Annotated in this window: 27 protein-coding genes, 2 pseudogenes and 1 CRISPR repeat array; of the genes and pseudogenes, 7 read left to right on the forward strand and 22 right to left on the reverse strand. The window is 68.8% G+C overall.

What is annotated here, in order from left to right; translation table 11 throughout:
- Positions 1-65 precede the first annotated feature (65 nt).
- Positions 66-614: a hypothetical protein gene (locus tag JT1_RS16825; protein ID WP_068329691.1), complete on the reverse strand. Its 549-nt coding sequence runs from the start codon at positions 612-614 to the stop codon at positions 66-68.
- A gap of 416 nt (positions 615-1,030) precedes the next feature.
- Here JT1_RS16825 and JT1_RS16830 point away from each other — a divergent pair, with 416 nt between their 5' ends.
- The 3 genes from JT1_RS16830 to JT1_RS19035 all read left to right on the forward strand — a co-directional run bounded on the left by JT1_RS16830 (position 1,031) and on the right by JT1_RS19035 (position 3,163).
- A complete protein-coding gene (locus tag JT1_RS16830) occupies positions 1,031-1,435 on the forward strand; it encodes a hypothetical protein (RefSeq protein WP_068329694.1) in 405 nt (134 codons plus the stop codon).
- Positions 1,432-2,853 (forward strand): hypothetical protein, encoded by a 1,422-nt coding sequence (locus JT1_RS16835; RefSeq protein WP_068329697.1) that lies wholly within the window; start codon positions 1,432-1,434, stop codon positions 2,851-2,853. Before JT1_RS16830 ends, JT1_RS16835 begins: the two co-directional genes overlap by 4 nt.
- A gap of 184 nt (positions 2,854-3,037) precedes the next feature.
- A complete protein-coding gene (locus JT1_RS19035) occupies positions 3,038-3,163 on the forward strand; it encodes a hypothetical protein (RefSeq protein ID WP_255218356.1) in 126 nt (41 codons plus the stop codon).
- A gap of 9 nt (positions 3,164-3,172) precedes the next feature.
- Positions 3,173-3,443: direct repeats of the CRISPR family, unit length 28 nt; unit sequence GGACCACCCCCGCTCGCGCGGAGCGGAC.
- A 16-nt stretch (positions 3,444-3,459) separates the two neighbouring features.
- Here the strand turns inward: JT1_RS19035 and JT1_RS18515 are convergent.
- Both JT1_RS18515 and JT1_RS16845 read right to left on the reverse strand, forming a co-directional pair.
- On the reverse strand, positions 3,460-4,473 hold the full coding sequence (locus JT1_RS18515; RefSeq protein WP_169702090.1) for an RNA-guided endonuclease InsQ/TnpB family protein: 1,014 nt from the start codon (positions 4,471-4,473) through the stop codon (positions 3,460-3,462).
- A 275-nt stretch (positions 4,474-4,748) separates the two neighbouring features.
- On the reverse strand, positions 4,749-6,011 hold the full coding sequence (locus JT1_RS16845) for an ISL3-like element ISTesp2 family transposase (RefSeq protein WP_032491516.1): 1,263 nt from the start codon (positions 6,009-6,011) through the stop codon (positions 4,749-4,751).
- Between the two features lie 359 nt (positions 6,012-6,370).
- Here JT1_RS16845 and JT1_RS16850 point away from each other — a divergent pair, with 359 nt between their 5' ends.
- Positions 6,371-6,832 carry a hypothetical protein gene (locus tag JT1_RS16850; RefSeq protein WP_218005640.1) on the forward strand — a complete coding sequence of 154 codons (462 nt, stop codon included), beginning with the start codon at positions 6,371-6,373 and terminating at the stop codon, positions 6,830-6,832.
- Between the two features lie 117 nt (positions 6,833-6,949).
- Here JT1_RS16850 and JT1_RS16855 read toward each other — a convergent pair.
- A pseudogene (locus JT1_RS16855) lies at positions 6,950-7,402 on the reverse strand (transposase); the annotation flags it as partial.
- 836 nt (positions 7,403-8,238) lie between these two features.
- On the opposite strand from JT1_RS16855, the gene JT1_RS16865 reads away from it, so the two are divergent.
- Together JT1_RS16865 and JT1_RS16870 are read left to right on the forward strand one after the other, a co-directional pair.
- Positions 8,239-8,475 carry an SDR family oxidoreductase gene (locus JT1_RS16865; RefSeq protein ID WP_068329709.1) on the forward strand — a complete coding sequence of 79 codons (237 nt, stop codon included), beginning with the start codon at positions 8,239-8,241 and terminating at the stop codon, positions 8,473-8,475.
- A 100-nt stretch (positions 8,476-8,575) separates the two neighbouring features.
- Positions 8,576-9,838, forward strand: coding sequence for an ISL3-like element ISTesp2 family transposase (locus tag JT1_RS16870; protein WP_032491516.1), 1,263 nt, complete (start codon positions 8,576-8,578; stop codon positions 9,836-9,838).
- A gap of 22 nt (positions 9,839-9,860) precedes the next feature.
- Here JT1_RS16870 and JT1_RS16875 read toward each other — a convergent pair whose 3' ends face one another.
- The 9 genes from JT1_RS16875 to JT1_RS16915 all read right to left on the reverse strand — a co-directional run bounded on the left by JT1_RS16875 (position 9,861) and on the right by JT1_RS16915 (position 16,754).
- Positions 9,861-10,619: a glucose 1-dehydrogenase gene (locus tag JT1_RS16875; protein ID WP_068329714.1), complete on the reverse strand. Its 759-nt coding sequence runs from the start codon at positions 10,617-10,619 to the stop codon at positions 9,861-9,863.
- Between the two features lie 171 nt (positions 10,620-10,790).
- Positions 10,791-10,943, reverse strand: coding sequence for a nucleotide-binding protein (locus tag JT1_RS19200; RefSeq protein ID WP_345914401.1), 153 nt, complete (start codon positions 10,941-10,943; stop codon positions 10,791-10,793).
- A gap of 41 nt (positions 10,944-10,984) precedes the next feature.
- Complete coding sequence (locus JT1_RS18760; protein ID WP_032491534.1) at positions 10,985-11,557, reverse strand: ferredoxin; 573 nt, start codon at positions 11,555-11,557, stop codon at positions 10,985-10,987.
- The gene (locus JT1_RS16895) at positions 11,554-12,450 is read right to left on the reverse strand and encodes a DODA-type extradiol aromatic ring-opening family dioxygenase (protein ID WP_068329717.1); all 897 of its coding nucleotides are present in this window, start codon (positions 12,448-12,450) and stop codon (positions 11,554-11,556) included. The genes JT1_RS18760 and JT1_RS16895 overlap by 4 nt, the downstream gene beginning before the upstream one ends.
- A complete protein-coding gene (locus JT1_RS16900; protein WP_032491532.1) occupies positions 12,450-13,436 on the reverse strand; it encodes an alpha/beta fold hydrolase in 987 nt (328 codons plus the stop codon). Before JT1_RS16900 ends, JT1_RS16895 begins: the two co-directional genes overlap by 1 nt.
- 48 nt (positions 13,437-13,484) lie before the next feature.
- Positions 13,485-13,796 (reverse strand): hypothetical protein, encoded by a 312-nt coding sequence (locus tag JT1_RS18520; protein ID WP_169702089.1) that lies wholly within the window; start codon positions 13,794-13,796, stop codon positions 13,485-13,487.
- Positions 13,774-14,277, reverse strand: a complete 504-nt coding sequence (locus JT1_RS16905; RefSeq protein ID WP_032491531.1) for an aromatic-ring-hydroxylating dioxygenase subunit beta — start codon at positions 14,275-14,277, stop codon at positions 13,774-13,776. Before JT1_RS16905 ends, JT1_RS18520 begins: the two co-directional genes overlap by 23 nt.
- Positions 14,274-15,605: an aromatic ring-hydroxylating dioxygenase subunit alpha gene (locus tag JT1_RS16910; protein ID WP_032491530.1), complete on the reverse strand. Its 1,332-nt coding sequence runs from the start codon at positions 15,603-15,605 to the stop codon at positions 14,274-14,276. The genes JT1_RS16905 and JT1_RS16910 overlap by 4 nt, the downstream gene beginning before the upstream one ends.
- Positions 15,606-15,704: 99 nt before the next feature.
- Complete coding sequence (locus JT1_RS16915) at positions 15,705-16,754, reverse strand: SDR family NAD(P)-dependent oxidoreductase (RefSeq protein WP_218005631.1); 1,050 nt, start codon at positions 16,752-16,754, stop codon at positions 15,705-15,707.
- A gap of 151 nt (positions 16,755-16,905) precedes the next feature.
- On the opposite strand from JT1_RS16915, the gene JT1_RS16920 reads away from it, so the two are divergent.
- Complete coding sequence (locus JT1_RS16920; RefSeq protein WP_068329723.1) at positions 16,906-17,820, forward strand: LysR family transcriptional regulator; 915 nt, start codon at positions 16,906-16,908, stop codon at positions 17,818-17,820.
- A 31-nt stretch (positions 17,821-17,851) separates the two neighbouring features.
- Here JT1_RS16920 and JT1_RS16925 read toward each other — a convergent pair whose 3' ends face one another.
- The 9 genes and pseudogenes from JT1_RS16925 to JT1_RS18075 form a co-directional block, all read right to left on the reverse strand.
- Positions 17,852-18,646: an IclR family transcriptional regulator gene (locus JT1_RS16925; RefSeq protein WP_207084496.1), complete on the reverse strand. Its 795-nt coding sequence runs from the start codon at positions 18,644-18,646 to the stop codon at positions 17,852-17,854.
- 63 nt (positions 18,647-18,709) lie between these two features.
- Positions 18,710-19,429 (reverse strand): 3,4-dihydroxyphthalate decarboxylase, encoded by a 720-nt coding sequence (phtC, locus tag JT1_RS16930; RefSeq protein WP_068329729.1) that lies wholly within the window; start codon positions 19,427-19,429, stop codon positions 18,710-18,712.
- The gene (locus JT1_RS16935; protein WP_068329732.1) at positions 19,426-20,664 is read right to left on the reverse strand and encodes an NAD(P)/FAD-dependent oxidoreductase; all 1,239 of its coding nucleotides are present in this window, start codon (positions 20,662-20,664) and stop codon (positions 19,426-19,428) included. The genes phtC and JT1_RS16935 overlap by 4 nt, the downstream gene beginning before the upstream one ends.
- Entirely contained in the window at positions 20,664-20,858 is a 195-nt protein-coding gene (locus JT1_RS16940) for a ferredoxin (RefSeq protein ID WP_068329734.1), read from the reverse strand. The genes JT1_RS16935 and JT1_RS16940 overlap by 1 nt, the downstream gene beginning before the upstream one ends.
- Positions 20,859-20,888: 30 nt before the next feature.
- On the reverse strand, positions 20,889-21,698 hold the full coding sequence (hcaB, locus tag JT1_RS16945) for a 3-(cis-5,6-dihydroxycyclohexa-1,3-dien-1-yl)propanoate dehydrogenase (protein WP_068329736.1): 810 nt from the start codon (positions 21,696-21,698) through the stop codon (positions 20,889-20,891).
- A complete protein-coding gene (locus JT1_RS16950) occupies positions 21,695-22,078 on the reverse strand; it encodes a hypothetical protein (RefSeq protein ID WP_255218357.1) in 384 nt (127 codons plus the stop codon). Before JT1_RS16950 ends, hcaB begins: the two co-directional genes overlap by 4 nt.
- Positions 22,075-22,668: a 3-phenylpropionate/cinnamic acid dioxygenase subunit beta gene (locus JT1_RS16955; RefSeq protein ID WP_068329738.1), complete on the reverse strand. Its 594-nt coding sequence runs from the start codon at positions 22,666-22,668 to the stop codon at positions 22,075-22,077. The genes JT1_RS16950 and JT1_RS16955 overlap by 4 nt, the downstream gene beginning before the upstream one ends.
- Positions 22,665-24,116 (reverse strand): Rieske 2Fe-2S domain-containing protein, encoded by a 1,452-nt coding sequence (locus JT1_RS16960; protein ID WP_068329740.1) that lies wholly within the window; start codon positions 24,114-24,116, stop codon positions 22,665-22,667. The genes JT1_RS16955 and JT1_RS16960 overlap by 4 nt, the downstream gene beginning before the upstream one ends.
- Positions 24,117-24,208: 92 nt before the next feature.
- Positions 24,209-24,607, reverse strand: a pseudogene (locus tag JT1_RS18075) (hypothetical protein); the annotation flags it as partial.
- Between the last annotated feature and the right edge of the window lie 170 nt (positions 24,608-24,777).

Raw genomic sequence — 24,777 nt, forward strand, 5'->3', positions numbered from 1 at the left:
CTAAGGGGCGAACAACACCGCGGCTCGCGCCTACACGGCGAGGCAAGGTGAGACCGAGTGCTCGGTCAGCCGCGCCTTGCCCAAGGTCGCAGCCGGCGCTGGGGCTCCTGAGCCGGTGGTGGGCCGTGGTCGGCAACGGAGTACGCCACCCAGTCGCTGGTCTTCGCGTCGCCCACCGCCAAGTTGAGCCTTCCCCGGATGGTCCCTCCGTAGGTCATCGAGAGCGCTGTGATGAGGCGCTCGACCTCGTCGATCACGATGTAGAAGGAGACAGAAGACCCGGGCTCAAGCCGGTGCGGCAGCTGCGGGTTGATCCCGGCGCCCGCTACCGAATAGGAGCCTCCTCCCTTGAGGTCGATGTAGAAGCCGGTGACGTCGATGGGTGAGCGGCCGCCGTTCGCTCCCGTGACCACGAAGATCGGGGTGTCGACTCCTGCGTGCCGGAAGTTCTCCAAGCTGCCCGTGATGGGTGCCGACGCGACACGTCCCTGACCCATCGCTCCCCAGTGGAGCTCGACGGCGACGCGCGCTCCGGACAGGGCGTGCTGACGTACCTGCCACGCGGTGTTGACGACGGACAGGACCAGGCCGAGCACAGCGATCACCAGGGTCACAGGCGACCACCCTGGTCACGGCCGGTTCGCCAGCACAGACACCACATGTCGACCACCTCTCTGCCCTCGTCTGCCTATGACGGTAGGCGAGCGTGGTGACATCCCAGCGGCGCATGCCACGCGGTGGCGCCCTCTCGCCGGGGCACCTACGGTCGAGCGCATGGGGCGGCGATCGACGTGCAGGACGCACCTGCGGTGGCCGCCGATCGTGTCGGGCTCTCGCAGCGCCGGCCCCTCATGCCGAACGTCGCACCGGGACGGACCAGGACCTGCTCGGCGCTGCTTCGAGCGATCACACCGACCCCGCGGGGGCTACTGGCGATGTCAGTCCGACCCGGCACCGTGAGAGCAACACGACTCCCCGACCGTGCCGCTGACCCGTGTGACCACCTACCCAGCACAGGAGGACGCCCCGCATGAAGATCTACGACTCCCTCGACGAGCTCTCCGCCGCGATCGGCCTGCCCGTCCTCGAGCCGAGCACCGACGACCGCACCGGAGGGGCTCCCGCCGAGAGCGACTGGGGCTTCCGCCTGCGCGGACAAGGTCCGCCCGGCGGGATGCCGCACGGCGGGTGGCTGCTCACCTTCGCCCGCAAGCGCTTCAACGCCTCCACCGGGCACCTCATCGCATACGAGATCAGTCCTCAGAACAGCAAGACCGGCCGCTGCGCCCTGCTGCGCTCCCCATGGGATGAAGAGACCAACGACTCGGAGCGAGCCCGCACCTACGCCTCACCGATCTGGTCGGGGTCGATGCATGACCTCGGCGGCGAAGCCGACCTCGCCGCCGTCGACGACTTCGTGGCTGAGCAGCGATGACCCAGACGCCGGACACCGCAGAGCGCCTCTTCGAGGACTTCATGGGCTGGTACAACGCCCTGTCGGAGCGCTTCACCCCCAAGGACCCCACGGGCTCGGCCCAAGAGAAGCTCGTCTGGTCCCCCCACGAGCAGATGGTGCAGGACACCGTAGAGCTGCTCTCCGTCGCCACCGGGTTGGCGCACTACCGCGGCGATCAAGAAGAGGACCTCGAGCAGACCTGCGGGGCGATGCACCTGCAGGCACTGCGACGCGCCGTCGACAACACCGACGCCGAGCGCGCCCGCGCGTTCTGCACCGAGCTGTCCCGGCTGGTCGCACAACAGCGCAGCACCGACGACGTCGACGTCGACGAGCTGAAGCTTCTGGCTGATCGCCTCATGGACTGCACCCGGCAGCTGCGCGACGCGGCGATGGCCGTCGGCAACCGCGCCGACGAGGAGAGCACCCGACGCATGCTCACCGGGTTCGAGATGGCAGCCCGAGACACCCCAGGAGTGCAGCTCCGCGTCACCGAAGTGATGCAAGGCCCCGACGGCCGCGACACCGTCCTGCGCGACACCATGGCGATCGGCCCCGACGCCGACAACCCGGCACCGGCTCTGGGCTTCCGCCGCTCGAGCACCCAGGTCAAGGCCCTCGGAATGGACCACGACCGCGCCGCAACCGACGCCGAGCGGGTCTTCAACCGACGCATGCAGCTGGCCACCGACCGGCTAAGCCTGACCTCGAGCACAGCAGCGAACCACGACACCATCCGCGAGCACCTCGTCGACCACACCCTGCGCGACGCCCAGATCTCCTCGGTGATCGGCGACACCCCCCACCCCATGCTCAACCTCCTCCCCGGTCACGCCCACGCGCTGCGGATGAACCTTCTCGAGATCGCCCGACGCGGACTAGAAGAGGGCGCAGTCCGCGGCGCTCGCGGTGATGCCAGCGCTGCCCACGCGGGCTGGCAGCTGGCCGCGGTCGGCCTGGCCCTGACGCAGGCGGCGGTGTACTACCTGCCGGCGGGCCGGCTCGCGCAGACACGCACGTCGGCGCCGGCGCGCCTGTCCCCGGGAGAGCACCTCGTCTTCCACGACAGTCCCCTGGCGGGGCCGGCGGGGATGGACATGCTCGCCTGGGTCTTCTCCACCGACGAGGCCGGCCTGGTCGACGACGTCGCGCACGTCGTGACGGTCGAGCAGCCAGGGTCCCTCGAGATGGCCCTGGTCAACCTAGCTGCCGGAGATGCCGCCGTGCTGGGCCGGCGGGTGTTGGCCACCCTCACCGACCGGTCCTGGTCGACCACGAAGCGACGTCGGCTGCCCGGGCGCCCCGGCGACCACGCCTGGACCTCGACGCTCGGTCGGGTCAGCACCTCCGAGCTACGCACCGGCTCCCTGGCCCGCGTGCACCAGATCAACGACTGACAGGTCCAACCCCGCGCGCGGAAGATCTGAGCGCAGGTCGTGCCGGTCTGAGCGAGCCCCTCGGCGCAGCTGAGGTCAGGGTCGTCCTGATGCGAGGTCGCGGATGCGCTGGGATACCGGCTCGCCGGCCTTCTCGCTCGCTTTGACGTAGACCTTCGCGGCCGCGCGTTGAGTCTTGGCAGAGATGAACCGACCGGACTTGGTCTGCACCCTCGAGTTCGTCACCGATGCGCCCTTACGAGCGTGCTTAGCCATGGTCGTCCTCCTCGTCCTGGCCCTCAGTATCGACGTCGTCGGGGTCGGTGTCTGACGCTGTGCCGGACCACCCCCGCTCGCGCGGAGCGGACTGCCTTCGCGCTGAGGTAGGTCAGCATCATCAGGGACCACCCCCGCTCGCGTAGAGCGGACTCAAGGGTGCCGCGCATCATCTGGTCGATGAACGGACCACCCCCGCTCGCGCGGAGCGGACTGGCCTGCTGGAGCTGCTCGGGCTGGTGCGGGGGACCACCCCCGCTCGCGCGGAGCGGACAGGGCCCGCACGATGGCGGTCAGTTCCGCCTCGGGACCACCCCCGCTCGCGCGGAGCGGACGCTTCGTGACCTGGGGTTATGCCGCGGGTGCGGCCGTATCAGGCTGGGTTTGTGGGGGTGGCCGACCGGTTCCCCGGTCGGGGTGGCCGGTACCCGGGGGGTCCTGGCCTTCCTCACATCTGCGGCTTGTCGCGGACGTGTCCGCGCCTGGGCCTCCGTGGGCGTTTCGTGACTCCTGCTTTCCGCGGGCGTCGTCGAGCATCACCGCGGCGGCGAGGATGTTCCGGGCTGCGTTGAGGTCCCGGTCGATCCGTGTGTCGCACGTGGTGCAGTGGTACTCCCGCTCGGCCAGGGGCAGCGTGGCTCTTGCTGTGCCGCAGGTCGAGCAGGTCTTGCTGGTCGGTTCCCACCGGTCGATGACGGCCAGGCGGGACCCGTACCAAGCTGCCTTGTACGTGAGCTGGCGGCGGATCTCGCCGAAGCCGACGTCAAGTATGGAACGGTTGAGGCCGGCCTTGGCGCGCACGTTGCTGCCGGACTGCTCGAGGGTGCCTCTGGCGGTGCGGGTCATCCCGGCGACGTTGAGGTCCTCGATCGCGACGACGTCGTGGGAGGTGGACAGGCGCTTGGTCAGTGCGTGCTGGGTCGTGGCGCGGCGCTCGGCGAGGTCGGCGTGAGCTCGCGCGACCTGGGCCTGGGACTTGAGCCGTCTCGTGGTGGGTCTGCGGCGCTGCCCGCGGCGCGGTGTGCGGGTGAACCCGACGATGGTGTCGTCGCTGTCGAGGAGCCACCATCCGGTGCGTGAGAGGGCCTGCTGGGCCTTGACCCGTTCCTCTCCGCGGGCAGCGCTCCGCGCTGCCCGCCGGCCTTCGGCCGGGGCCCGCCCCGGCGGGCCCTTGGGGTCGGTCTGGGGGTGGGGTCGGTCGTGAGGGTGCCGGCCGGTCCGTGGTCGAGGGTCCGGGGTGGGGACGGTCTGCCCGCCGGCGGTCGGTCCGTGCTCGAGGACCAGCCAGACCCGTCTTCGCGCGCCTGCGCGACTCCATCGAGGCGCACCTGACGAGACCCTGCGGCCCCTCCGCTCCGCGGTCATCACGACCGGAGACGCCACCACCGTTGCCCCGCCTGCCATCTCACCGCAGGCCGCTGAGCTGCTTCGAGCGCTCAACCCGGGTGGTCACTAAGGGCGGTAATGCCAGGGAGGGCGGAGTCGTTCATCTCGCGGAAGCGGAGCATCGGTGTGGGCCAACCCAAGCAACCTTTGCATCGTCAACGTCGACGCCCGCCCGGATCGGCGATCCTCTACCAGATGCGCCGAACCACATGTCGACGACGCGTGAAAACTGGCTCTCCTGACTGATCCGTGGGTCATTTCCGGCCTGGGAGGACGGGTCGGTGGCCGCCGAGGTTGAGCATGGCGAGGGCGATGAGGGCTTCGGGGGACTTGAAGCCGAAGGCGACGCGGGTGATGAGTCGGATCTTGGTGTTCACGGATTCGATGCGTCCGTTGGACAGGCCGTGCTCGATGGCGGCGAGGATCGAGGCCTTGTGCTTGACGATGCGGCGTTGGAGCTCGACGAAGGCGGGGATGCGGCAGCGTCGGGCCCAGCCGATCCAGCGTTCCAGGGCCGTCTCGGCCTCGTCGGCGGGTAGCTGGAAGACCAGGCGCAGTCCTTCCTTGAGCAGGTAGGCCCGGTGCAGGCGCGGGTCGGTCTTGGCGACCCAGGCGAGCTTGGCCTGCTGCCGGGTGGTGAGGTTCTCGGGGTTCTTCCACAGCGCGTACCGGGCGTGCTTGAGCGCCTTGGCGTGCCCGCTGGCCCGCCCGGCCCGGCGCTGCCGGACGGCGCCGCGGGCTTCGTTCCACGCCTGGCGACGGACCTCGTCCAGGGCGTCGGTGGCCCACTTGACGATGTGGAACGGATCGGCGCAGCGCACCGCGTTCGGGCACCGCTGGGCGACCACGGCGGCGATCCAGTCCGCCCCGTCGGCGCTGACGTGGGTGATCGCGGCGCACCGGTCGGGCCCGAGGGCCTCGAAGAACCTCGCCAGGGTGGGCTTGTCCCGGCCCGGGGCGGCCCAGACGAGCCGGCCGGTGTCGTGGTCGACCACGATCGTGAGGTAGCGGTGGCCCTTCTTGTAGGAGATCTCATCGATGCCGATCCGTCGCAGGCCGGCGAACCGGTCGCCGAGGGCCTCCACGTCGGTCCAGACCCGGGTGATGATCGCCCCGACGGTGCGCCAGGCGATGCGCATCAGCTCGGTGACCGCGGACTTGGAGCACTGCGTGGCCAGCCAGGCCACCTGCTCGTCGAAGACCAGGGTGTGGCCGGCCCCGTGCCTGGCCCACGGGACGGCGGCCACCGTGGGGCCGTGCTGGCGGCAGGCCACCCGCGGGGCGTCGGCCTCGAGGTAGACCTGCACCGTGCCCAGATCCAGGGCCCGCCACCGCCGCCGACCCTCGCCACGGTCGTACCCGGGCGACCTGCGCCCGCACCGTCCGCACCGGCCACGCACCCGAGCCCGGGGACGGACATGAGCCACCAGCAGCTGGTCGTCCTCATCGAACTCGATGTCCTCCACGACCGTCTTCTCGACGCCCAGCAAGGACCGCCATAGGCTTGCGTTCCGCACGCCGTTCTCCGCTCTTCAGGTAACTGACCTCAACAGCCAGAAACCTAGGCAGAGAGCGGCGTGCCCTCGTCAACGGCTCGCGAAAACACCCACGGAAGCGTCAGGAGAGCCTGAAAACTGGGCAGTAATCGACGGGTGAAAGTTGAGCACCCCGAGTACGCCTTGGGGTGTGATCACGTTGGAGAACTGGGCCGATTCGTCGGCTGTACAAGTCCGAGGGGCTCTCGCAGTCCGCTATTGCACGCGAGTTGGGGATCGCGAGGAACACGGTCGCGTCGGCGCTGAAGACCGACACGCCACCGCGGTACGTGCGGCCGCCGAAGGGGTCGCTGGTCGACGCCGTCGAGCCGCAGATCCGGTTGCTGCTGAAGGAGCATCCGAAGATGCCGGCCACGGTGATCGCCGAGCGCGTCGGCTGGCAGCACTCGATGACGATCCTCAAGGAACGAGTCCGTGAGCTGCGGCCCTTGTTCGTCGGTGTCGACCCGACCGATCGGGTCGTGTACGAGCCCGGTCAGGTCGCTCAATGCGACCTGTGGTTCCCGCCCCTGCTGATCCCTGTCGGCGGCGGTCAGGCACAGATCCTGCCGGTGTTGGCGATGACGTGCGGCTACTCGCGGATCACGGGTGGCGCGATGATCCCGTCGCGTCAGGGCGGCGACATTCTGGCCGGCATGTGGGCCATCCTCGGCGCCTGGGGCGCGAGCCCGCGGACGCTGGTGTGGGACCGTGAAGTGGCGATCGGTGGCACCGGCAAGCTCACTGTGCTGCGACCTTCGTCGGCACCTGGGGGTGCGGATCAAGCTCGCCCCGCCACGTGACCCGGAGTTCAAGGGCCTGGTCGAGCGCCGCAACGGGTTCTTCGAGACCTCGTTCCTACCCGGGCGCACCTTCACTGGCCCCGGCGATTTCAACGACCAGTTCACTCGCCGTTGACAGGAGGAGCGCTCGATCTCGACGAGCTCGCACAGTCGCTTCACCTCGAAGGTGGCGGAGTTGTCGGCGACGAACTGGAAGCGACTCACCAGCGCGTCTCCCCGGCGAAATACTTGGCCGCCCGCTGCAGGATCTCCCGCTCGGTGGTGAGCTTGGTGGTCTCGGCCCGCAGCGCCGCGTTCTCGGCCTCCAGTCGGTCGATCTTCTGCTCCGGCGTCTCACCTTCAGGCGCCGAGGAGTTCTTCTTCGACGGCCTGGACTGCAGTGGGCTGGAGGTCAACGTCCCGTCAGCAGCGGTCTTCTTGCCGGTCCCGTAGACCTCGAGCCAACCCCGCAGCGTGCCATGCACGATGCCGAGGTCCTCGGCGATGCCGCGGACCGTGGCACCCGGGGTGGACTCGTACAAGTCGACGGCCCTGACGACGGAACTCCTCGGAATAGTTCTTCCTAGCCATGATTCTCGGATCATCTCGCTTCCCCAGCACCACGTGCTGGATTCAGCGTGTCCAAGAACCGGGGTCAGGCCCCGACAGCCGCTATCTCACGGCCGCGCTGAAGGCCCTGGTCGACGAGGAGGTCCACCTCTCCGCCTCGGGCACACTGCGCCCGGTCCGCTTCGAGAGCCCCACCGACCCCGACCGCGTGGTCATCGTTCAGCCGATCCGCCGGGCTCTCTGACCCGGACCCCGAACCGGTGGCGGGGTGCCCCGTCGACCCCGAGCACGACCCCGACCCGGCAGCACTACGTCGTCCTCGAACTCACCGGTGCCGCCGCCGTGGACCGCTTCTACCTCGGACCGACCCAGGATCTCGTGGAGCGGCGAAGCGCAGATCGTCACTCACGCCCTCGAGCACGGCTGCGCCGGGATCAGCGCCGAGCAGGCGGCCGCCGTCGGTGCATGGCTGCTGCTTGGCGTGGGACGTGATGCTCGAGGAGCTGACGGTGGTGTTCTCGCCGTGGCGAGGTGGGAGCACCGGGTGAGGGGGGAGCGCGGAGCGCTTCCCCCTTCGTCTCCCGTGGGGCCCCGCGGATCGTCCGTCATCGGGTAGACCGACCCGATCCGAGACCGACCCACCCGTCGTCGGGCCTTGGCCCTTGATCGTGGACACGGTGTCGGTTCGGTTATGCCGCTTCCGCGAGCGTAGCGGAGCGCGCGGCTTCGTAGGCGTTCGGGCTGATGTTGCCGATCGCGGAGTGGCGCCGGCGAGTGTTGTAGCGGTTCGCCCACCGGAACACGGCCCGGTAGGCGGTGGCCTGGTCCGGGAACGCTGACCGGCGACGGACAAGACGGTGGACGCGGAGGGCAAGGCCTGGCAGGTCGGCAACGCGCTCATTCAACGCCCCGGCACGGGCGAGGACATCGCGTACATGGCGCTCTACCTGGCCTCCGACGAGTCCTCTTGGGTGACCGGACAGAACTACAGCGTCGACGGCGGCGCGACCGGTGACGGACGGGAGGCACGGTGCCAGCTGACACCGTGCCTCCCGTCCGTCGTGGCCACCTCGTCTAAATCGCGGCTCTCCTGACGCTTCCGTGGGTGTTTTCGCGAGCCGTTGACGAGGGCACGCCGCTCTCTGCCTAGGTTTCTGGCTGTTGAGGTCAGTTACCTGAAGAGCGGAGAACGGCGTGCGGAACGCAAGCCTATGGCGGTCCTTGCTGGGCGTCGAGAAGACGGTCGTGGAGGACATCGAGTTCGATGAGGACGACCAGCTGCTGGTGGCTCATGTCCGTCCCCGGGCTCGGGTGCGTGGCCGGTGCGGACGGTGCGGGCGCAGGTCGCCCGGGTACGACCGTGGCGAGGGTCGGCGGCGGTGGCGGGCCCTGGATCTGGGCACGGTGCAGGTCTACCTCGAGGCCGACGCCCCGCGGGTGGCCTGCCGCCAGCACGGCCCCACGGTGGCCGCCGTCCCGTGGGCCAGGCACGGGGCCGGCCACACCCTGGTCTTCGACGAGCAGGTGGCCTGGCTGGCCACGCAGTGCTCCAAGTCCGCGGTCACCGAGCTGATGCGCATCGCCTGGCGCACCGTCGGGGCGATCATCACCCGGGTCTGGACCGACGTGGAGGCCCTCGGCGACCGGTTCGCCGGCCTGCGACGGATCGGCATCGATGAGATCTCCTACAAGAAGGGCCACCGCTACCTCACGATCGTGGTCGACCACGACACCGGCCGGCTCGTCTGGGCCGCCCCGGGCCGGGACAAGCCCACCCTGGCGAGGTTCTTCGAGGCCCTCGGGCCCGACCGGTGCGCCGCGATCACCCACGTCAGCGCCGACGGGGCGGACTGGATCGCCGCCGTGGTCGCCCAGCGGTGCCCGAACGCGGTGCGCTGCGCCGATCCGTTCCACATCGTCAAGTGGGCCACCGACGCCCTGGACGAGGTCCGTCGCCAGGCGTGGAACGAAGCCCGCGGCGCCGTCCGGCAGCGCCGGGCCGGGCGGGCCAGCGGGCACGCCAAGGCGCTCAAGCACGCCCGGTACGCGCTGTGGAAGAACCCCGAGAACCTCACCACCCGGCAGCAGGCCAAGCTCGCCTGGGTCGCCAAGACCGACCCGCGCCTGCACCGGGCCTACCTGCTCAAGGAAGGACTGCGCCTGGTCTTCCAGCTACCCGCCGACGAGGCCGAGACGGCCCTGGAACGCTGGATCGGCTGGGCCCGACGCTGCCGCATCCCCGCCTTCGTCGAGCTCCAACGCCGCATCGTCAAGCACAAGGCCTCGATCCTCGCCGCCATCGAGCACGGCCTGTCCAACGGACGCATCGAATCCGTGAACACCAAGATCCGACTCATCACCCGCGTCGCCTTCGGCTTCAAGTCCCCCGAAGCCCTCATCGCCCTCGCCATGCTCAACCTCGGCGGCCACCGACCCGTCCTCCCAGGCCGGAAATGACCCACGGATCAGTCAGGAGAGCCTAAATCGCGAGGTACCCGCCGTCGACGGCGAACTGCGAGCCGGTCGCGAAGGCGGCCGCGTCGGAACCGAGCCACGCGACCATCTCGGCGATGTCGTGCGGCGTGCCGAGTCGGCCGATCGGGTGCTTCGTCAGCAGCGCGTCCTTGAAGCCGGGGTAGGTCTCCTCCAGCGCGTCTATCATTGGCGTCTGGATCACCCCGGGCAGCACTGCGTTCACGCGGATGCCTTTGTCGGAGTACTCCACCGCGGCGGCTCGGGTGAGGCCGATGACGCCGTGCTTCGACGTGACGTAGGCGGACTGGTGGGCGATGGCGGCCTGCCCGAGGGACGAGGCGGTGTTGATGATGGATCCGCCGCCCTGCGCCAGCATCTGCGGGATCTCGGCCTTCATGCTGATGAACACTCCGGTGAGGTTGACGGCGATCACCTTGTCGAACTGCTCCACCGTGACGTCGGCGAGGTCGGGGCCGGTGACCTCGATGCCGGCGTTGTTGTGCGCGATGTCGAGTCGGCCGTAGCGGTCCACCGCGGCCTGGACCAGGTGCTGCATCGACGCGAGGTCGGTCACGTCCGCCCGGACGAACGCCACGGCGTCTCCGCCGTCGATGTACTCGAGCGTCCCGTTGCCGGCATCCTCGGACAGGTCGGCGACGACGACCCGTGCGCCATGGTCGACGAGGACCTTCGCGGTCTCGCGCCCGATCCCTCCGCCACCACCGGTGACGAGTGCGACCTTGCCATCGAGCGAGTTTGACATTGTGTGCTTCTTTCTCTCAGGGAGCGGCGTCGGTCGGCGCCGCTCGTTCAGTGCGGGAGCTGCGACGCGGTGTCGGCTGTGAGCCGGCGGACGTCGCGATCCAAGGTGGGGCGGTCGATGCCGACAGTCATCACCGGGTTGCCTTCGGATGCCGCGGCCCAGTCGCGCGCGCTACCCTTCCGGGTCGGAGTCGATCAGGGTCGTGTTCAACCCGTCGAGTTGGTAAGCCCGGGCGAGGTGCGTGGCGGTCGTCGTTTTGCCCGCGCCGCCCTCGAGAGCGCGAGCGGAGAGAACCTGCTGAACGGCGTAGCCGGCCGCCAACATCGGCGGTAGCACGTCATGAACCGGGGCACAGGGCGTACCGGTCACCTCCGCCTCATGGAGTCGTCCTCGACCGCGGTTGCCACCGCGTCCGGGGATACTCCGTCGGTCACCGGCCGCGCCTCGTGCAGCGATGGCTCCTCCACCGGGGGGTCGAGGACGGTGATGGCCCGCACCGGGCAGCTTGCGGCGGCCTCGAGCGCTAAGGCGTGGGTGCGGGGGCCACCGGCAACAGGCTCCAGAACGACGGCGACGCTGCGCTCGTCATCGAGGTCGAAGAGCTCGGGCGCGGTCACGACGCACGAGGCGAAGCCCTCACACCGCTGGTGGTCTACCGTGATGTTCATCGTCGCCTCCGTGGTTAGGTCATGGGCAGTCTGTTCGGCGGCGAAGCGCCGCATCGGATCGATCCTGAGCGCACCGGCCAGCTGCATGATCAGCAGTGGGTGGGCGCCCCTTTGATGGAGGGTGACCAGGTCGCCCTCCAGGACGGCCGCAAGATCGGCCAGCCGTACGCCTGCGAGGTCGGCCGCGAGCTGGCCCGACTCTTCCGCAATGGAACGAAACTCCGGATCCCGGATGACCCGGCGGATGACCTGGTCCAGGGGTAAGTTCACGGTTCCTCCTCGGGGGCCAACCGAGCCAGCGCGATCCCGGTCGCCCAGTCCGGGACGGACTCGTAGGCCAGGACGACCCCTCTCGGCCCACGGGCCGTCGGCTCCCCCCCCGATCTGGGCCTCCGCTCAGGCTCCGACACTCCCCAGCCCTCCTGACTGGACGCGGCGGCCATCGCGGTGACCCAGTTGCGGATCTCCGGGGCACCATTGCCGGCCTCAGCGAGGACGTCGGCGGTCTTCATGACGAGGATCGCGCCGAGGTCCCCTGCGCGCACGTGCTGCAGGAACCGCTCGTCGAAGGCGGAGTTGATCTGGCCCATCTCCGGCGTGCCGACCCAGTGGGAGAGCCCGCCGGTCCCGAGCACGACCACTGTTTCGGCTGCGGGCCGTCGCGTGATGACGTCGCGCAGCAGTTTCCCCAGTTGGGCGCTGCGCCACAGGGGTGGCAGAGGCTCGGTGTTGGCGTTCTGGAACACCGGGACCACCGGGATGTCCATCTCTGGTCGGATGAGGGTCAATGGTGCCATGAACGCATGGTCGAGCTTCGGGTTGGCGGAGAACGCGAGGTCGAACCCGGTGGCCACCCCCTCGGAGAGCAGTTGGGCAGCGAAGGCGCCAGCAAGTGGGACCTCGGCGCTGGCCACTCCTCCATCGCCCCAACCGGTGGCTATCTCTCCGATTCCGACGCATATCTGCGGAAAGCTGTCGTAGCTGAAGGATTTTAGGTGCTCGCTGCTGACGACGACGAGCACGTCAGGGGACAGCCGGTCAACCTCCGCACGCACCTGAGCGAAGGCCTGATGGACTGCGGCGTGCACGTCGTTGTCCGGTTGAAACTTTCGGATCATCATCGCCGTGTGGGACGTCGCGTACGCACCTACCAGGCTGCCCATCAGCGGGCCGCCCGTTGCCGGTTGGTGGCCGGATCCGTGGGGCCGCCGTCGCCGTCGCCGTCGGTGCGCCCACCTCGGCGCCCCGCGGTGACCGAACGCAGGAAACCGCCGACGACAGCGTGGAACTCCGCCGGCTTCTCGAACTGCGGCCAGTGACCAGCGTCCTCCATCAGACGGAACGTTGCATCGGGAATGATCCGGCTGGCCGCCTCCCCCACCGGCCACGGCATGGTCGGGTTCTGCCGGGTCCACAGCACGAGCGTCGGGCAGTTGATCGTCGCGAGCCGCTCGGCGGTCAGCAGTTCCTCCGGCCGGGGCCGGGAGGTGAATGCGGCGACCATGTCACCGGCGGTGGCGGCGAAGTCCGGGCTGGCGTAGATCCGGTACCGGGTCTCCACCAGTTCGTCGGTGACCACGGACGGGTCATGCACCAGCCATTCCAGCCGAGTCCGGACCTTCTCCCGGGTCGGGGTGTCCAGAGCCTTGGTGGTGGCCTCCGCGACCTGTCGGCCGACGTTCTCGGTCAGCGTGGCACCGTCGGCGTCCACCTGCAGCCCCGCCCCGGTGACGCTGACGAGCGAGGCGACCCGCTCGGGGTGGTGGACGGCGAGAAACGCCGCGACCCAGCCACCGAGAGACTGCCCGACCAGGTGGGCTCGCGAGGCGCCGATCTCGTCGAGGAAGCCGAGCACGTGCTCGGCGAGCGCGCGGATCGAGTACTCGATCTGCGGCTTGTCGGTGAAGCCGTGACCCAGCATGTCAATGGCATGCACGCGGAAGTCCCGGCCGAGGACGGCGACGTTGCGCACCCAGGTCTCGGCGTGCCCGCTCACGCCGTGCAGCAGGACTACCGGCTCACCGGCGCCTGCCTCGATGCTGCGGGTGCGGTAAGAGCTCGCCTGGCGGTACCGGACCTCGGTTCCCAGCAGGTCCACCCAGAACGAGTTCCCCTGGGGCTGGGCCGTTCCCCCTTCAGCGCTCGTCACGTTGAGGCTCCTCTCTGTTCGGCCGTGCGGCCGGTGCGGGATGGTCGGTCACTCCGGTCCGAACGGCTCGGTGAGCAATGTCGTGTAGGCCCTCTCGTCGAGCCAAGTGAGGCTCTCCAGCTGCAGCGCGTCAAGGAAGACCTCGCGGCCGGTGCGCAGGCTACGGATGGCCAGGCGAAGGTCGTTGCCGTCTCGGTCGGCGCGTACCCGCACCCGGGCGAACTCGTTGCTGACTACGAGCTCGCCGTCGGCAGAGCCGGTGCGCAGCCAAGAACTCGGCTCTGGTGCGCCATCAGCCCCGACGTCCCGACTGCCGTCGAGGTCAGCCGCCTGGGCCTCAGAAGAAGATGGAGATGGCACGGGGCAGCACCCGGTGGTCGAGGAGCACGGTCCGTTCGGCGATCTTCCAGTTCTCACCGGAGGTCACGATCCGGTCGCGACGGGAGCCGACGAAGAACTGCTCGGAGTTGGCCCGCCGGGACTGGAAGACGATGAAGTTGCACTCCGCTACCAGGTCGCCGTCCGGCCCGGGGGTGACCAGGACGTTGCTGATGAACCGACGCGTCCGCGACCGCGGCTGCTCCGAGTGGGCAAGGCCACCGGCCAAGCGCTCCATCCGCTTGGCGAGGAAGCGGGCGTCCTCCTCCATGAGCGACCACTCGCCGGGGACGTGGTCCCGGTGCTGCCGCACCTCACGGGTCTCCGTGATCGGCATCCAGTAATGGACATCCTCGGTGAACAGGTCGAGCCACTCGTCGTAGCGTTGCTCGTCGAGCATCTTGGCCTCGCTGTAGAGGAAGTCCTCTACGTCGCGGCGCAGATCGGTGAGGGAAGTGGTCATTTCTGCTCTCCCGGGGTGGTCATGAGTTCGAGCCAGTAGCGATAGAAGTTGCGGTGGTTCTGCTCCGAGTAGTGGGGCCCCAAATGGCCGGGGTATCCCTCCTCGTGGATCTCGCCCTCGTGCCCCAGGCCCATCGCGTAGTTGAAATCCCGGGTCTGGGAGACCACCCCGCGGGCGGACTCGGTGATTTGCTCGAAGTTCTCGCCATCGTCCTGGCCGAAGATCCCGGCCGCGGCATTCTCCTGGGACATCTGGGTGCGGGCGACGTCCTTGACCGACTGCGGCGCGTCGCGGTCGAAGAGCGCCGTCTGCCAGACCTCGATCTCACCCGGTCCCCTCGGGTGCCATTGGAAGAGCCCGAAGACGTGGAAGACGCCGAACTTGATCCATGACAGGTTCGGGAAGATATTGCCCTGACCGAGCCCGTGCATCTCCGCCTGCAGCGGGGAGACCCGGGCCTTGAGCCGCTCGTGCACGGCGTTGACGTACTCGATCGCCTCCGGCCCGAGGAACTGAGCCATCCCGACGTCGTTCTGATAGGCCCGGCCGGGCTTGCCGATGTCGCCCATCCCGTGGCCGTGGTCGAAATGTGCGATGTAGTCGCCGAGCGTGTCGTAATCGGGGAGGAAGCCGATCTGGAAGGCCGACCCATGTGTGTAGAGCACGTGGTAGTCGTCGCCGGCGAAGTTCTCCGCCGCCAGCTTCCAGTTGGCCTTGATCCGGAACTTCATCGTGGGGCCGATCACCTCGAGCCCGCCGAGCGGCGCCTCGAAGGCCAGGTCCAGATACCAGAGCTGGTCAGCGCCGAGGTAGTCCACCAGCGGGATGGCGTCCTCGTCCCAATTGGCGAAGATGAAGCCCTTGTAGTTCTCCACCCGCGGAACGGCCTTCAGACCTAGCCGCGACTTGTCCAGCTCGCCATGGTAGACGGTATCTGCGCGCGGTACACCGATCAGATCGCCGTTGTTGCTGTAGGTCCAGCCGTGGTAGGGGCAGCGGAAGAACTTCGAGGACCCGGCGTCGGTGCTACACACGGCCATGCCCCGGTGGGCGCAGGAGTTGAGCATCACCCGGATCACTCCGTCCGCACCGCGAGTGGCGATCACAGGGTCCTCGCCCATGAAGTTCGTCAGGTAGTCGCCCGGCTCACTCAACTGGGACTCGTGGCCGATGAACAACCACGTCTTGGTGAATACCCGGTCCAATTCCTTGCGGTAGATTGCCTCGTCGACGAAGACCGTTCGGCTGACGGCGCCCTCGTCGGGCTTCACCAGGTCGTGCAGTCCTGCGGAGGCCACGTCAACGGGGCGTTCGCTAATGCTGGTCATGATCGGGTCCTCTCGGGGTCTGACGGGTTGCGTGAGGTGAGATGGGAGGGCGGACCCGAACGGCCCACCTGTAAGCGGATCGTCTGGGCGTCTGCGGTATCACTGAGCGCTGTCATTGCTGGTCCAACTGTTCTGGGCCCCGAGGTTAGCCATGCCCGCGGCGTACAGGGCGCCCTGCGCGTCGAAGGGGAGGTGGGCCACGCCGGCCCGCTCGTATGACGGGGTCGCGGCTTCCAGCCGGCTGTAGATCTCCTCCATGTCCGGAGGCAGCTCATGGTCCTGCCACGCGGCGTAGTCCCCGTAGCCGTGGTCGTAGTTCCACTCCGGCACGTAGTAGAGGCGCCCGGACGCCCCCGCGCTGTCCTGGGCTGCGAGGAAGAGCGAGATCGGCAGCAGGTGCTCGGGAATCGCCGGGCGCATGAAGTAGGCGATGCCCTGCTCGTTGAAGGCCCGGGCGGTGGCGTCGAACCACGACGCTCGGGTGTGCCCCGGCATGATCGCGTTAACCGCGACCCCGTCGCCGCGCACCTCCTCGGCGAGGTAGAAGGTCAGCGCCATCACGGCGGCCTTGGTGGCCTGGTAAGGCATCTCGACCGTCCACGGGCGCAGCCCGTGGTAGCCGCCGCCGGCGGCGACGGCCAGGACGCCACTGCTGACGACGTTGACGATGCTGCCCCGCTGCTGGGCCCGCATCGGCTCGATGAACCGGCGGATGGCCTTCAGCGTGCCGAACACGTTGACGCCGAACATCACCTCCCAGTCGCGGTCGGTCGTGTCAAGGGTGTTCCGGTGGCCTGTGGGCGGGAAGAGGGTTTCGGAGACCAGAGACGCGTTGTTCACTAGGACGTCGACGGTCCCGAACCTGTCGATTACAGCGTCTCGGGCGGCGTCGAGGGCGTCGTCGTCGGTGATGTCCATGTCGACGGCCATGCCGCTGCCGTCCGACTCCAGCTGCTTGCGGAAGTCGTCAGCGTCGTCCCACGTCAGGTCCGCTGCAACGACCTTGGCGCCGGCGCGCAACAGTCCCTCGCAGAGGGAACGGCCGATGCCGCGGGCTCCACCGGTGACAACGATGACTCGACCCGCCACCTCGCCCTGCCACTCACCGAGTGCCCGCTCGACCAGCTGACGCTGCCGCGCAGTGGCCACGGTTCCTCCACCAGACTCCGACATCCAATTCTCCTTAAGGTAGGACGACTTTCTGCCTTGCAGTACACGTAGGAGCGTATGACCCTCATCACGCGCTGTCTACGGTCTATTCTGGGATCGAGCTATTCACTGGTGTAACTAGGAGCCATGCGTGGAGCTGCGTCAACTCAGGTATCTCCATGCGGTGGCCCGCGAGGGGTCGTTCCTCCGCGCCGCCGCCACCCTCGACGTGCCGCAGCCCTCGCTGTGGCGTTCGGTCAAGGCGCTGGAGGCGGAGCTGGGCATCGCCCTCTTCGAGAGGTCCGGCCGCGGAGTACAGCTCACCGGTGCCGGGAATCAATTGCTGCCCCGCGCCGACTACCTGCTGAATCGAGCGGAGTCGGTCTCCCAGTTTGCCCACGAACTCGCTCGCGGTCGAGCGGGCGTCGTCACGGTGGCCTGCGCATATCCGCACGTGCCACGGTTCCTCGCGCCCCTGATCGGCACCTTCCGGTCGGCGCATCCCGCTATCCACGTCGCCGTCCACGAGTACTCGGGCCTGCCCGCGATCGAACAGGTGCTTAACGGGGACGTCGATCTCGTGACGGGCCTCGGGCAGGCCGACCAGCGTCTTGCGGGCCACCAGCTCGGCGACGTGCGGCTGGCGGTGGTGACCTCCGACGACCACGCGTGGCGGGGCCGGAGCCACGTCTCGGTCGCTGAATTGCGTGACCAGCCGGTGCTCACCGGGTCCGCCGATAGCCTCACCCGGCGCCTGCTGGAGCCGGCGCTGCGGGCAGGGGGCTTCGGGCTCGACATCACGTCGGAGAGCGTCAACGCCACCACACTCGTTGCGCTCGCCCGGGCCGGGCTGGGCGTGGCCGTCATCGCCGACGACAACCTCAGTGCCGACGACTCGGCGAGATGGCCAGCGCTGGTCGACGAGCACACCCCGATGAGCGCCCCGCTGTGGATCTACTGGTCACGCGAAGGAGGCATCGCCCCGGCGGTGCGGTCCTTTGTGCGCCACGTCCAGGGGACCGGCAACCGGCTGGACCGGGACGGCGGGCAGCCCAGTCCCGCCTGAGGCCCAGCCGACCTCGGACTGACCACGCCGATCAGAGCAGGAGGTGGTCGATCTCCTCCGCCGCAGCTACCAGCCGAGTGAGGATGTCCTGCTCGGTCGCCGAGCTCATGCGACTGAGCGGCAGCGAGGCGTTGACCGCCAACCGCGGAGAGCGGGTCGAGGCCAGCGCGACGGCGAGGGAGGCGACACCCTCCTCGCTCTCCTCCTTGCTCGTCGCGAACCCCCGGGAACGGATCGTGCGCACCGCGTCGAGAAGCTCGGTCCGGGTGCCTAGCGAATGCGGGGTGAGCTGGATGAGCCGCTCGTCGGGATACAGCAGATGTAGCTCATCGTCAGTCAGCATGGCCAGCAGCGCCTTGCCGGTGGAAGTGCAATGGGCGGGCATGCTGCGCCCGAGCCGGTTGGCCACTCGCAGGGCCCGATCACTCTCGATGGAATCGATAAAGTGGACCTCGTTCCCCTCGAGCCGGCCCAGGTGCACCGTCTCCCCCAGATCGTTGTTGAGCCGCTCGAGCACCGGCCGTGCCCGGTCTCGGGCGTCGAGTCGGCGCAGCAGACCGAAGGCCAGCGAGTCCAGGGTCGGCCCCGGGACGTAACTGCGCGTCGCGGCATCCTGCCGGACGTAGCCGCGGTACTGGAGCATGGCAAGCAGCCGGTGGGCAGTGGATGATGCCACCCCCAGGTACTTGCTGACGTCCGTCAGCCGCAGGCTGGGGTGCTCCCCCAGCAGCAGCACCACCCGGAGTGCGTTGTCCACCGACTCGATCGGGTACTGCGGCGCCGAGCCAAATTCCGGTGTCGGCGGCAGGTTCGACATCGCTCTCATGGGTCTGAGGCTACGGGGTGTCTGCTGCGCAGGGACCGACGCCGAGGACCTGCGCCCCGGCGGTCACCCCATCCTGGCGACTTCATGCCGCCACGCCACGCCCTCGTTGAAGCCCGGTCCGAGGTCGGGCAGCGCCGCCAAGTCCTCGGCCGGCAGATCCGCTTGCGCCCCTCCCGCCGCGGCGATCTGGAGGGACAGCCGGGCCAGAGAGTCCACGCTGATCGCCCGCAGGACCGCTTCCTGGACCGATCCACCGCTGCTAGTCAAGCCGTGCCCGCGGAGCACGACGACCGGCCGCTTACCCATGGCCGCCACCATCTCCAAGGCCAGGCCACGGCTCCGAACGAGCACGCCACGCGGGTAGACGGGCACCCCGCCGGCGGCCAGCTTGGCGCCCGGGATGTCGAACGCACCGACGATGGGGCGGATCGCGAGGCCAGCCAGGTCTGCTGCGACTACCGCCCGCGGGTGCACGTGGACGACTGAGGCGGCCTCCGGCCGGGAACGCAGCACCTCCACATGCAGCGGCAATTCGTTCGGTGGAGACCATCCATCGAGCTCGCCCGGAGCTCCAGGGGCGCCGCCCTGGTCAACGAGGTGGACGTCGGCGGCCGTCGTCCAGGCCAAGCCCCGCTCCTGAGGGCCGCGGCAGCGGATCAACAAGCGTTCCTCGTCGATCCGCAGGCTGACGTGGCCCAGGAACCCGTCGGACAGCCCACGAGCTGCGGCGACCCGACATGCATCCGCGACGAGCTGCCGCTCAGCGGCGTACCCACCGCTCATGCCGGCGCCGCCCCCGCGGCCGACAGCCGGTCGAGCTGGGCGACGACGTCGTCGAACGACGCGCCCGCACCCACCGCCCTCCGGCAGACCAGCAACGCCTTGGGCCAGTTAACCGCGACCGCTCCCCGCAGGTCCCCGCTGTCATCGGTGTAGACCGCCGCTCCGCGGGGATGGGCACTAGTCAGGTCCCCCACCAGCGTGTGCCGGGTCGCCCCAACCGGCCGGCCGACGATCTGAATCTTCCAGTCGTACTGGTCGCTCCACACGTACTCGACCGGGCAGTGGGACCGCAGCTCCTCGGGGTGGGCGATGTTGTGTGCCACCACGGCAGCGGACTCAACCGCGTTGGTCCAGTGCTCGACTCGCACATGCTCTCCGTGTCCCGGGTGGAACCACCGCAGCACGTCACCGACGGCGTACACGTCGGCGGCGTCGACCGCCCGGCAGTGCTCGTCGCAGACGACGCCGTCGTCCACGAGGAGGCCCGAGCCCGCCAGCCAGCCGTCGTTGGGAACGGCGCCGATCCCGACCACGACGGTCCCCGCCGCCAACTGCGAACCGTCGGTCAACTGCACCGTTAGGTCACCGGCTTCGCCCTCGACCGACTCGACACCCACCCCGAACTTCGTGGTCACGCCGTGCCGGGTGTGCAGGTCGACGAACAACTCTCCGACCTCTCGGCCGACGACGCGTCCGATCGGAGCGGAAAGGGGATCGACGACGGTGACTTCTCTGCCCAGGGCGTGCGCGGTGGCTGCCACCTCCGCGCCAATAAAGCCCCCGCCGATGATCACAACTGGCCGGTCGACCTCCAGGTCGTCACGCAGCGCGCGTGCGTCGGCCATGGAACGCAGCACATGCACCCCCGATGTGGCCGACCACGGGGCGGGGCGCGCGGCAGCACCGGTGGCGAGCACCGCAGCGTCGTAGTCGATCGTGCTCCCATCAATCAGCACCACCTGCCGGTCGGCGACGTCCAGACGCTGCGCCGCGACCCCCAGGCACAGCTCGATCCCGGCTGCTGCCGCCGCCTCGGCGGTCAGCAGCGCGATCCGTTCAACGGACCAACAGCCGGTCAAGAATTGCTTGGACAGCGGCGGCTTGTCATAGGGCAGGTCCGGCTCGTCGCCCACGAGGACGATGCGACCGCCGAAGCCCTCGGTACGCAGAGACTGGGCCGTCCGCACGCCGGCGACCGACGCTCCGACGACGACTACGGTCCGGGGATCCGTCATCAGCCCTCGATGCTCAGCGCGTTGGCCGGACAACTGCGCGCGGCTTCCTCGACCCGCGGCCGGTCGGCGTCGCTGATCTCCTCGGTCAGGAGCACAACCTTGCCGTCGTCGTCGATGTCGTAGACGTCGGGTGCGCCGGTGATGCAGTTGCCGTATCCCTGACAGGCCTTGACGTCGGCCAACAACCGGGGCATGAGCTCTCCTTTTGTTCGATGGGGGGTGGGTCAGGAACGTTTCCTGGGGGAAGCGGAGACGCCGATCCCGCCGTCGGGGTGGACCACCCCGCCGGTGATGCCACGGGACCGGTCGGAGGCTAGGAACACGTAGCTCCACGCGTGGTCCGCAGCCGTCAGCGCGACCTGCAGCGGTACCCGGGACGCCACTTCCTCGGCGCGGCCCGGGATGTCGCCCAGGCTGCGCCCCGCAGTTCCCAGGCTAGGCAACCCACGCAGGTCGGTGCCCAGCGTGCCGCCCGGTGCGACCCCGTTGACCCGCACCTCCGGCGCCAGGTCGTGGGCGAGCGCCGTGACGATCCCGCGGACGGCGAACTTCGAGGACAGGTACAGAACGCCGCCTCGACCCGGGAAATAGGAGGACGTCGACTCTGTAAGGAGCACCACTCCGCGCCCCGACGCCTGCAGATGGGGCAGTGCCGCTTTCACGGACTGCAAGTGGGAAAGCACATTGGTGCGGAACATCTCGTCGAAGGCGACGTCTAGCACGTCGGCGTCGAGGTCGAGAAGACTGCGGTAGAAGTCGAACACCCCCACGCAGTTGACCAGAACGTCCAGCCCCCCGAAGGCCTCGACCGCCGCGGTGACCGCGGCGTCGTTGGCCTGACGGGTGACCGCGTCGCCGACGGTGACCGGGACTTCGGGCAGGGCCGCCCCGATCGCCGCGCTCTTGTCCGGATCGCGCTCCAGGACCGCGACTCGCGCTCCCTCGGCGAGGAAGACGTCCACAACCGCCCGGCCGATGCCCGAGCCCGCGCCCACGACCAGCGCTCGCCGCCCCTCGAGCCAGCCGGCGGTCACTGGCTGCCACCCCCGGGCGGGTGCTGCGGCGGCTCGTTGCCGCCCTCAGGGACCGCGCCGTCTTCGCAGATGCCGGCGGTTCCGTCGGTGACCAGCGAGCCGAAGGGGTTGCCGATCATCGCCGAGAAGGTGGCGGTGCTCTGCCAAGTCAGAGCCTCGAGCTCTAGGGGGTCCAGCGCTACCCACTGCCCGGACTTCGGTGACTCGACCAGGAGCCGGGAACCGTTGCGGGTATCGACGCGGACCACCCGCACCTCGGCGAACTCGTTCGCGATGGTGGTGGCGCCGCCGCGGACGCCCGCGAGCAACGCGTCGCGCTCGGCTGCGGCGCGCCGCGCAGCCCGGGCATCAGCCTCCTCGCCCTCCCAGTGCAGCGTCACAGGAATATCGCCAGGTTCTGCATCCGCATGACCGAGTCGTCCACGAGGATCGTGCGACGGGCCAATTTCCACCCCTCGGGAGTGCGGCGTAGGACGTCCTCGCGCCCGGCGGAGACGAACGAGCCCTCGCGGACGTCGCCACGACTGCGGAAAAGCAGGGTCGCCGACTCGACCACCAGGTGGTCCTCCACCAGATGCCCGTCCAGATCGGCGGCGAAGGCGCGCACGTTACTGAGGTGGTGGCGCAGGCGGGACGGCGGGTCCTCGGTCCATGCGTGCTCGGTGAGGAACCGGGCGACCCGCCGGGACAGGGAGTACTTGTCCTCGTCGAAGTGGGCCATCCCCGGAGAGGTGTCGTAGCCGGCGCCCAGCGCGGTTGTGACCCGCACCGGCATCAGGTAGTGAATGTCGTCGGTGAGAAGGTCCAGCCAGTCGGAGTAGGACTGGGCGTCGAGCATCCACGCCTCGTCGACCAGCCACTGGTGGGCCATCAAGTGCCGCTGGTCCCCGAAGGGCAGCGACCGCCCGGTCCGCTGAACACGGGAGGCGTTCCTGCCGAGCACAGAACTCGCGGAATGAGTGTCGGTCATGCCTGCGCGGCCGTCCCGTGCGACGCGGCGGCGACATCGCCGGCCGCGGTCGAGATTTTTGCGGAGGCATCTGGGGCGCCCTCCCGCGGTCCACCCACCTCGACCGTGGCCGCGATGGACATCGGCGTTTCCAGGTCGTCGGCCCAGCGGCTGAGCAGTGCTCGCTGGTTGTACTCGCTGTAGCCGGTGTGCGCCGACCCCGGACCGTGAAACTGCTCGACGGTGAGCTGCGGGATCACCTCAGTGTCGTCCTCAAGGATGCCCATCCGGCTGTTCAACCGCAGTCGGCGGGCCATGGAGCCAGCTGCGGTGTTGGTCAGAGAGACCCAGTTCTCCACGTCATCCTGCTCGAACATGCCTGTCGAGCCGAAGCACATCAAGTACGCCTTGTAGGACAACGCCTTGAACTCCTCCGGCGCCTCGGCGTCGACGGCGAACCACGACAGCACCTCGGTCTCATCCTCGCTGATCGGCTGCCATTGCCGGATGGAGATGAAGGGCAGCACGTTCTCGGAGTCGGCCACCCGCGGCCAGTTGTGCACGAGGGAGAGGTTCGGGTAGATAGACGCCGCGCTGATCATGAAGCCGTCGTCGCCGATAACCTTGAGCTGATCGGACGACAGATGCTGCTTCATCCGGTCCACCATTTCCTGCGGATACCCGACGTAGCGCAGCCGCTCGTCGAGGTCGCCCTCGGGGAGCTTGTAGGTCGTCCCGCCCCCGGCGCCCGCCCAGTAGGTGGCCCCGTCCTTGCGCTTCTCGGCCTTGGGCTCCCGGAACAGCCCGATCTCCACCACCGAGGTGTGGGTCTGCGGCGTGTGGTACATGTCGCCGGCGAAGTTCTCCGCTCCGATCTTCCAGTTGGCCTTGACCCGCCAGCGCTGCGGGCCGCGCAGCTCGATGCCGCTGCCGCTCTGCTTGGTGTAGTAGTCCAGGTAGAAGCGGAAGTCGCCGAGGAACTCCTCCAGGGGTGGCGCGTTCGGGTCCAGCGACACGAAGATCAACCCGTTGTAGGTCGCCAGGTTAGGCGCCGACAGTAGGCGCTGCCCATTGCGCTTGAACCCCGCCTCGCCGCCGTAAGCGTCTTGGTGGAATGGGAGGCCGACGATCCGCCCGTCATTGCGGTAGGACCAGCCGTGGTACGGGCAGCGGAAGTGCGAGGCGTTGCCCATCTCCGCCCGGCACACCTGCATCCCGCGGTGCAGGCACATGTTGAAGTGCGCCCGGATCTCGCCCTCCTCGTCCCGGGTGACGATGAAAGAGTCCTGCAGCACCCGGCGCACCACGTAGTCGCCGGGCTGGGCGATCTCCGACTCGTGACCGACGAACACCCAGGCACGGGCGAAGACCCGCTCCTTCTCGAGCTCGAAGATCTCGCGGTCGTTGTAGACGTGCGCGGGGATCATCCCGCGCCGCACATCGGCGAGCATGCCGGTCTGGTCGGTCATCTGAATCAGTCTCCTCGGGCGGCCTATAGTCAATCGCCGTTTCCTGCCCCTCTGTTGACCAGAGGCGCGTTCTGCTCAGTAGACCACGCATGGGCTGGCGGGGCAAGCACACCCGCTCGTCGGCCGATAGCTCGGCGACAACGTGGCCGGGCCTTGAGCTCACGGTTCTCCTGCTTAAGCGCCTTCATCTTCGCCGCATCGCTGTGCTGACCCCCGGCAAGTAGCCCCGTCGATGTCGGCCTGACGCACCCAGGACCGGACCGATTCGGTGTGCCGCACCCGAGTTGGGTTGCGACTGTCGACAGCGACGCGCTGGATCGTGCGGTGCTCAGCGCCCAGCTCGGCACGCAGCGTCCTGACCATCCGCACTGCAGCGGCCTTCTCATCCGGGCCGCCTTCCCATCCGGGCTGTAGCGGCGCGTCGCGGGCTTCCCCGCGGTGGTGTCCTTCGGCCTGAATCCATCCTCGTTTCCAAACGATGGAGAACCCAGGATGCTTCATTGTCGCGTCAAGCCGCTGACGGCATGGCCTCGCGGCCAGGGTAAGCTGCGGCGAGCGTTCGGAAGATCTGCCGGCTGATGTAGCGCTTGAGCTCTCTTGGTCAAGTCGCTGCGGCAAGGAGCCGTTCGCCGCGGTGTCGCGTGTCGACGACGCGTGAAAC

Source organism: Janibacter terrae NBRC 107853, assembly GCF_001591405.1.
GTDB lineage: Bacteria > Actinomycetota > Actinomycetes > Actinomycetales > Dermatophilaceae > Janibacter > Janibacter terrae.

What these genes read in the sequence shown, in the direction of transcription:
- JT1_RS16940 (WP_068329734.1), bottom strand. Translation starts at nt 20,858, where the DNA reads ATGCCCCGGTTGTTGGCCGACGTCAAGGCCTGTCAGGGATACGGCAAC.
- JT1_RS19035 (WP_255218356.1), top strand. Translation starts at nt 3,038, where the DNA reads ATGAACCGACCGGACTTGGTCTGCACCCTCGAGTTCGTCACCGATGCG.
- JT1_RS16955 (WP_068329738.1), bottom strand. Translation starts at nt 22,668, where the DNA reads ATGACCGACACTCATTCCGCGAGTTCTGTGCTCGGCAGGAACGCCTCC.
- JT1_RS16895 (WP_068329717.1), bottom strand. Translation starts at nt 12,450, where the DNA reads ATGGGCAGCCTGGTAGGTGCGTACGCGACGTCCCACACGGCGATGATG.
- JT1_RS16835 (WP_068329697.1), top strand. Translation starts at nt 1,432, where the DNA reads ATGACCCAGACGCCGGACACCGCAGAGCGCCTCTTCGAGGACTTCATG.
- JT1_RS19200 (WP_345914401.1), bottom strand. Translation starts at nt 10,943, where the DNA reads ATGTTGGCGGCCGGCTACGCCGTTCAGCAGGTTCTCTCCGCTCGCGCT.
- JT1_RS18515 (WP_169702090.1), bottom strand. Translation starts at nt 4,473, where the DNA reads ATGACCGCGGAGCGGAGGGGCCGCAGGGTCTCGTCAGGTGCGCCTCGA.
- JT1_RS16905 (WP_032491531.1), bottom strand. Translation starts at nt 14,277, where the DNA reads ATGACCACTTCCCTCACCGATCTGCGCCGCGACGTAGAGGACTTCCTC.
- JT1_RS16830 (WP_068329694.1), top strand. Translation starts at nt 1,031, where the DNA reads ATGAAGATCTACGACTCCCTCGACGAGCTCTCCGCCGCGATCGGCCTG.
- phtC (WP_068329729.1), bottom strand. Translation starts at nt 19,429, where the DNA reads ATGAGCGGTGGGTACGCCGCTGAGCGGCAGCTCGTCGCGGATGCATGT.
- JT1_RS16910 (WP_032491530.1), bottom strand. Translation starts at nt 15,605, where the DNA reads ATGACCAGCATTAGCGAACGCCCCGTTGACGTGGCCTCCGCAGGACTG.
- JT1_RS16925 (WP_207084496.1), bottom strand. Translation starts at nt 18,646, where the DNA reads ATGAGAGCGATGTCGAACCTGCCGCCGACACCGGAATTTGGCTCGGCG.
- JT1_RS16935 (WP_068329732.1), bottom strand. Translation starts at nt 20,664, where the DNA reads ATGACGGATCCCCGGACCGTAGTCGTCGTCGGAGCGTCGGTCGCCGGC.
- JT1_RS16875 (WP_068329714.1), bottom strand. Translation starts at nt 10,619, where the DNA reads ATGTCAAACTCGCTCGATGGCAAGGTCGCACTCGTCACCGGTGGTGGC.
- JT1_RS16960 (WP_068329740.1), bottom strand. Translation starts at nt 24,116, where the DNA reads ATGACCGACCAGACCGGCATGCTCGCCGATGTGCGGCGCGGGATGATC.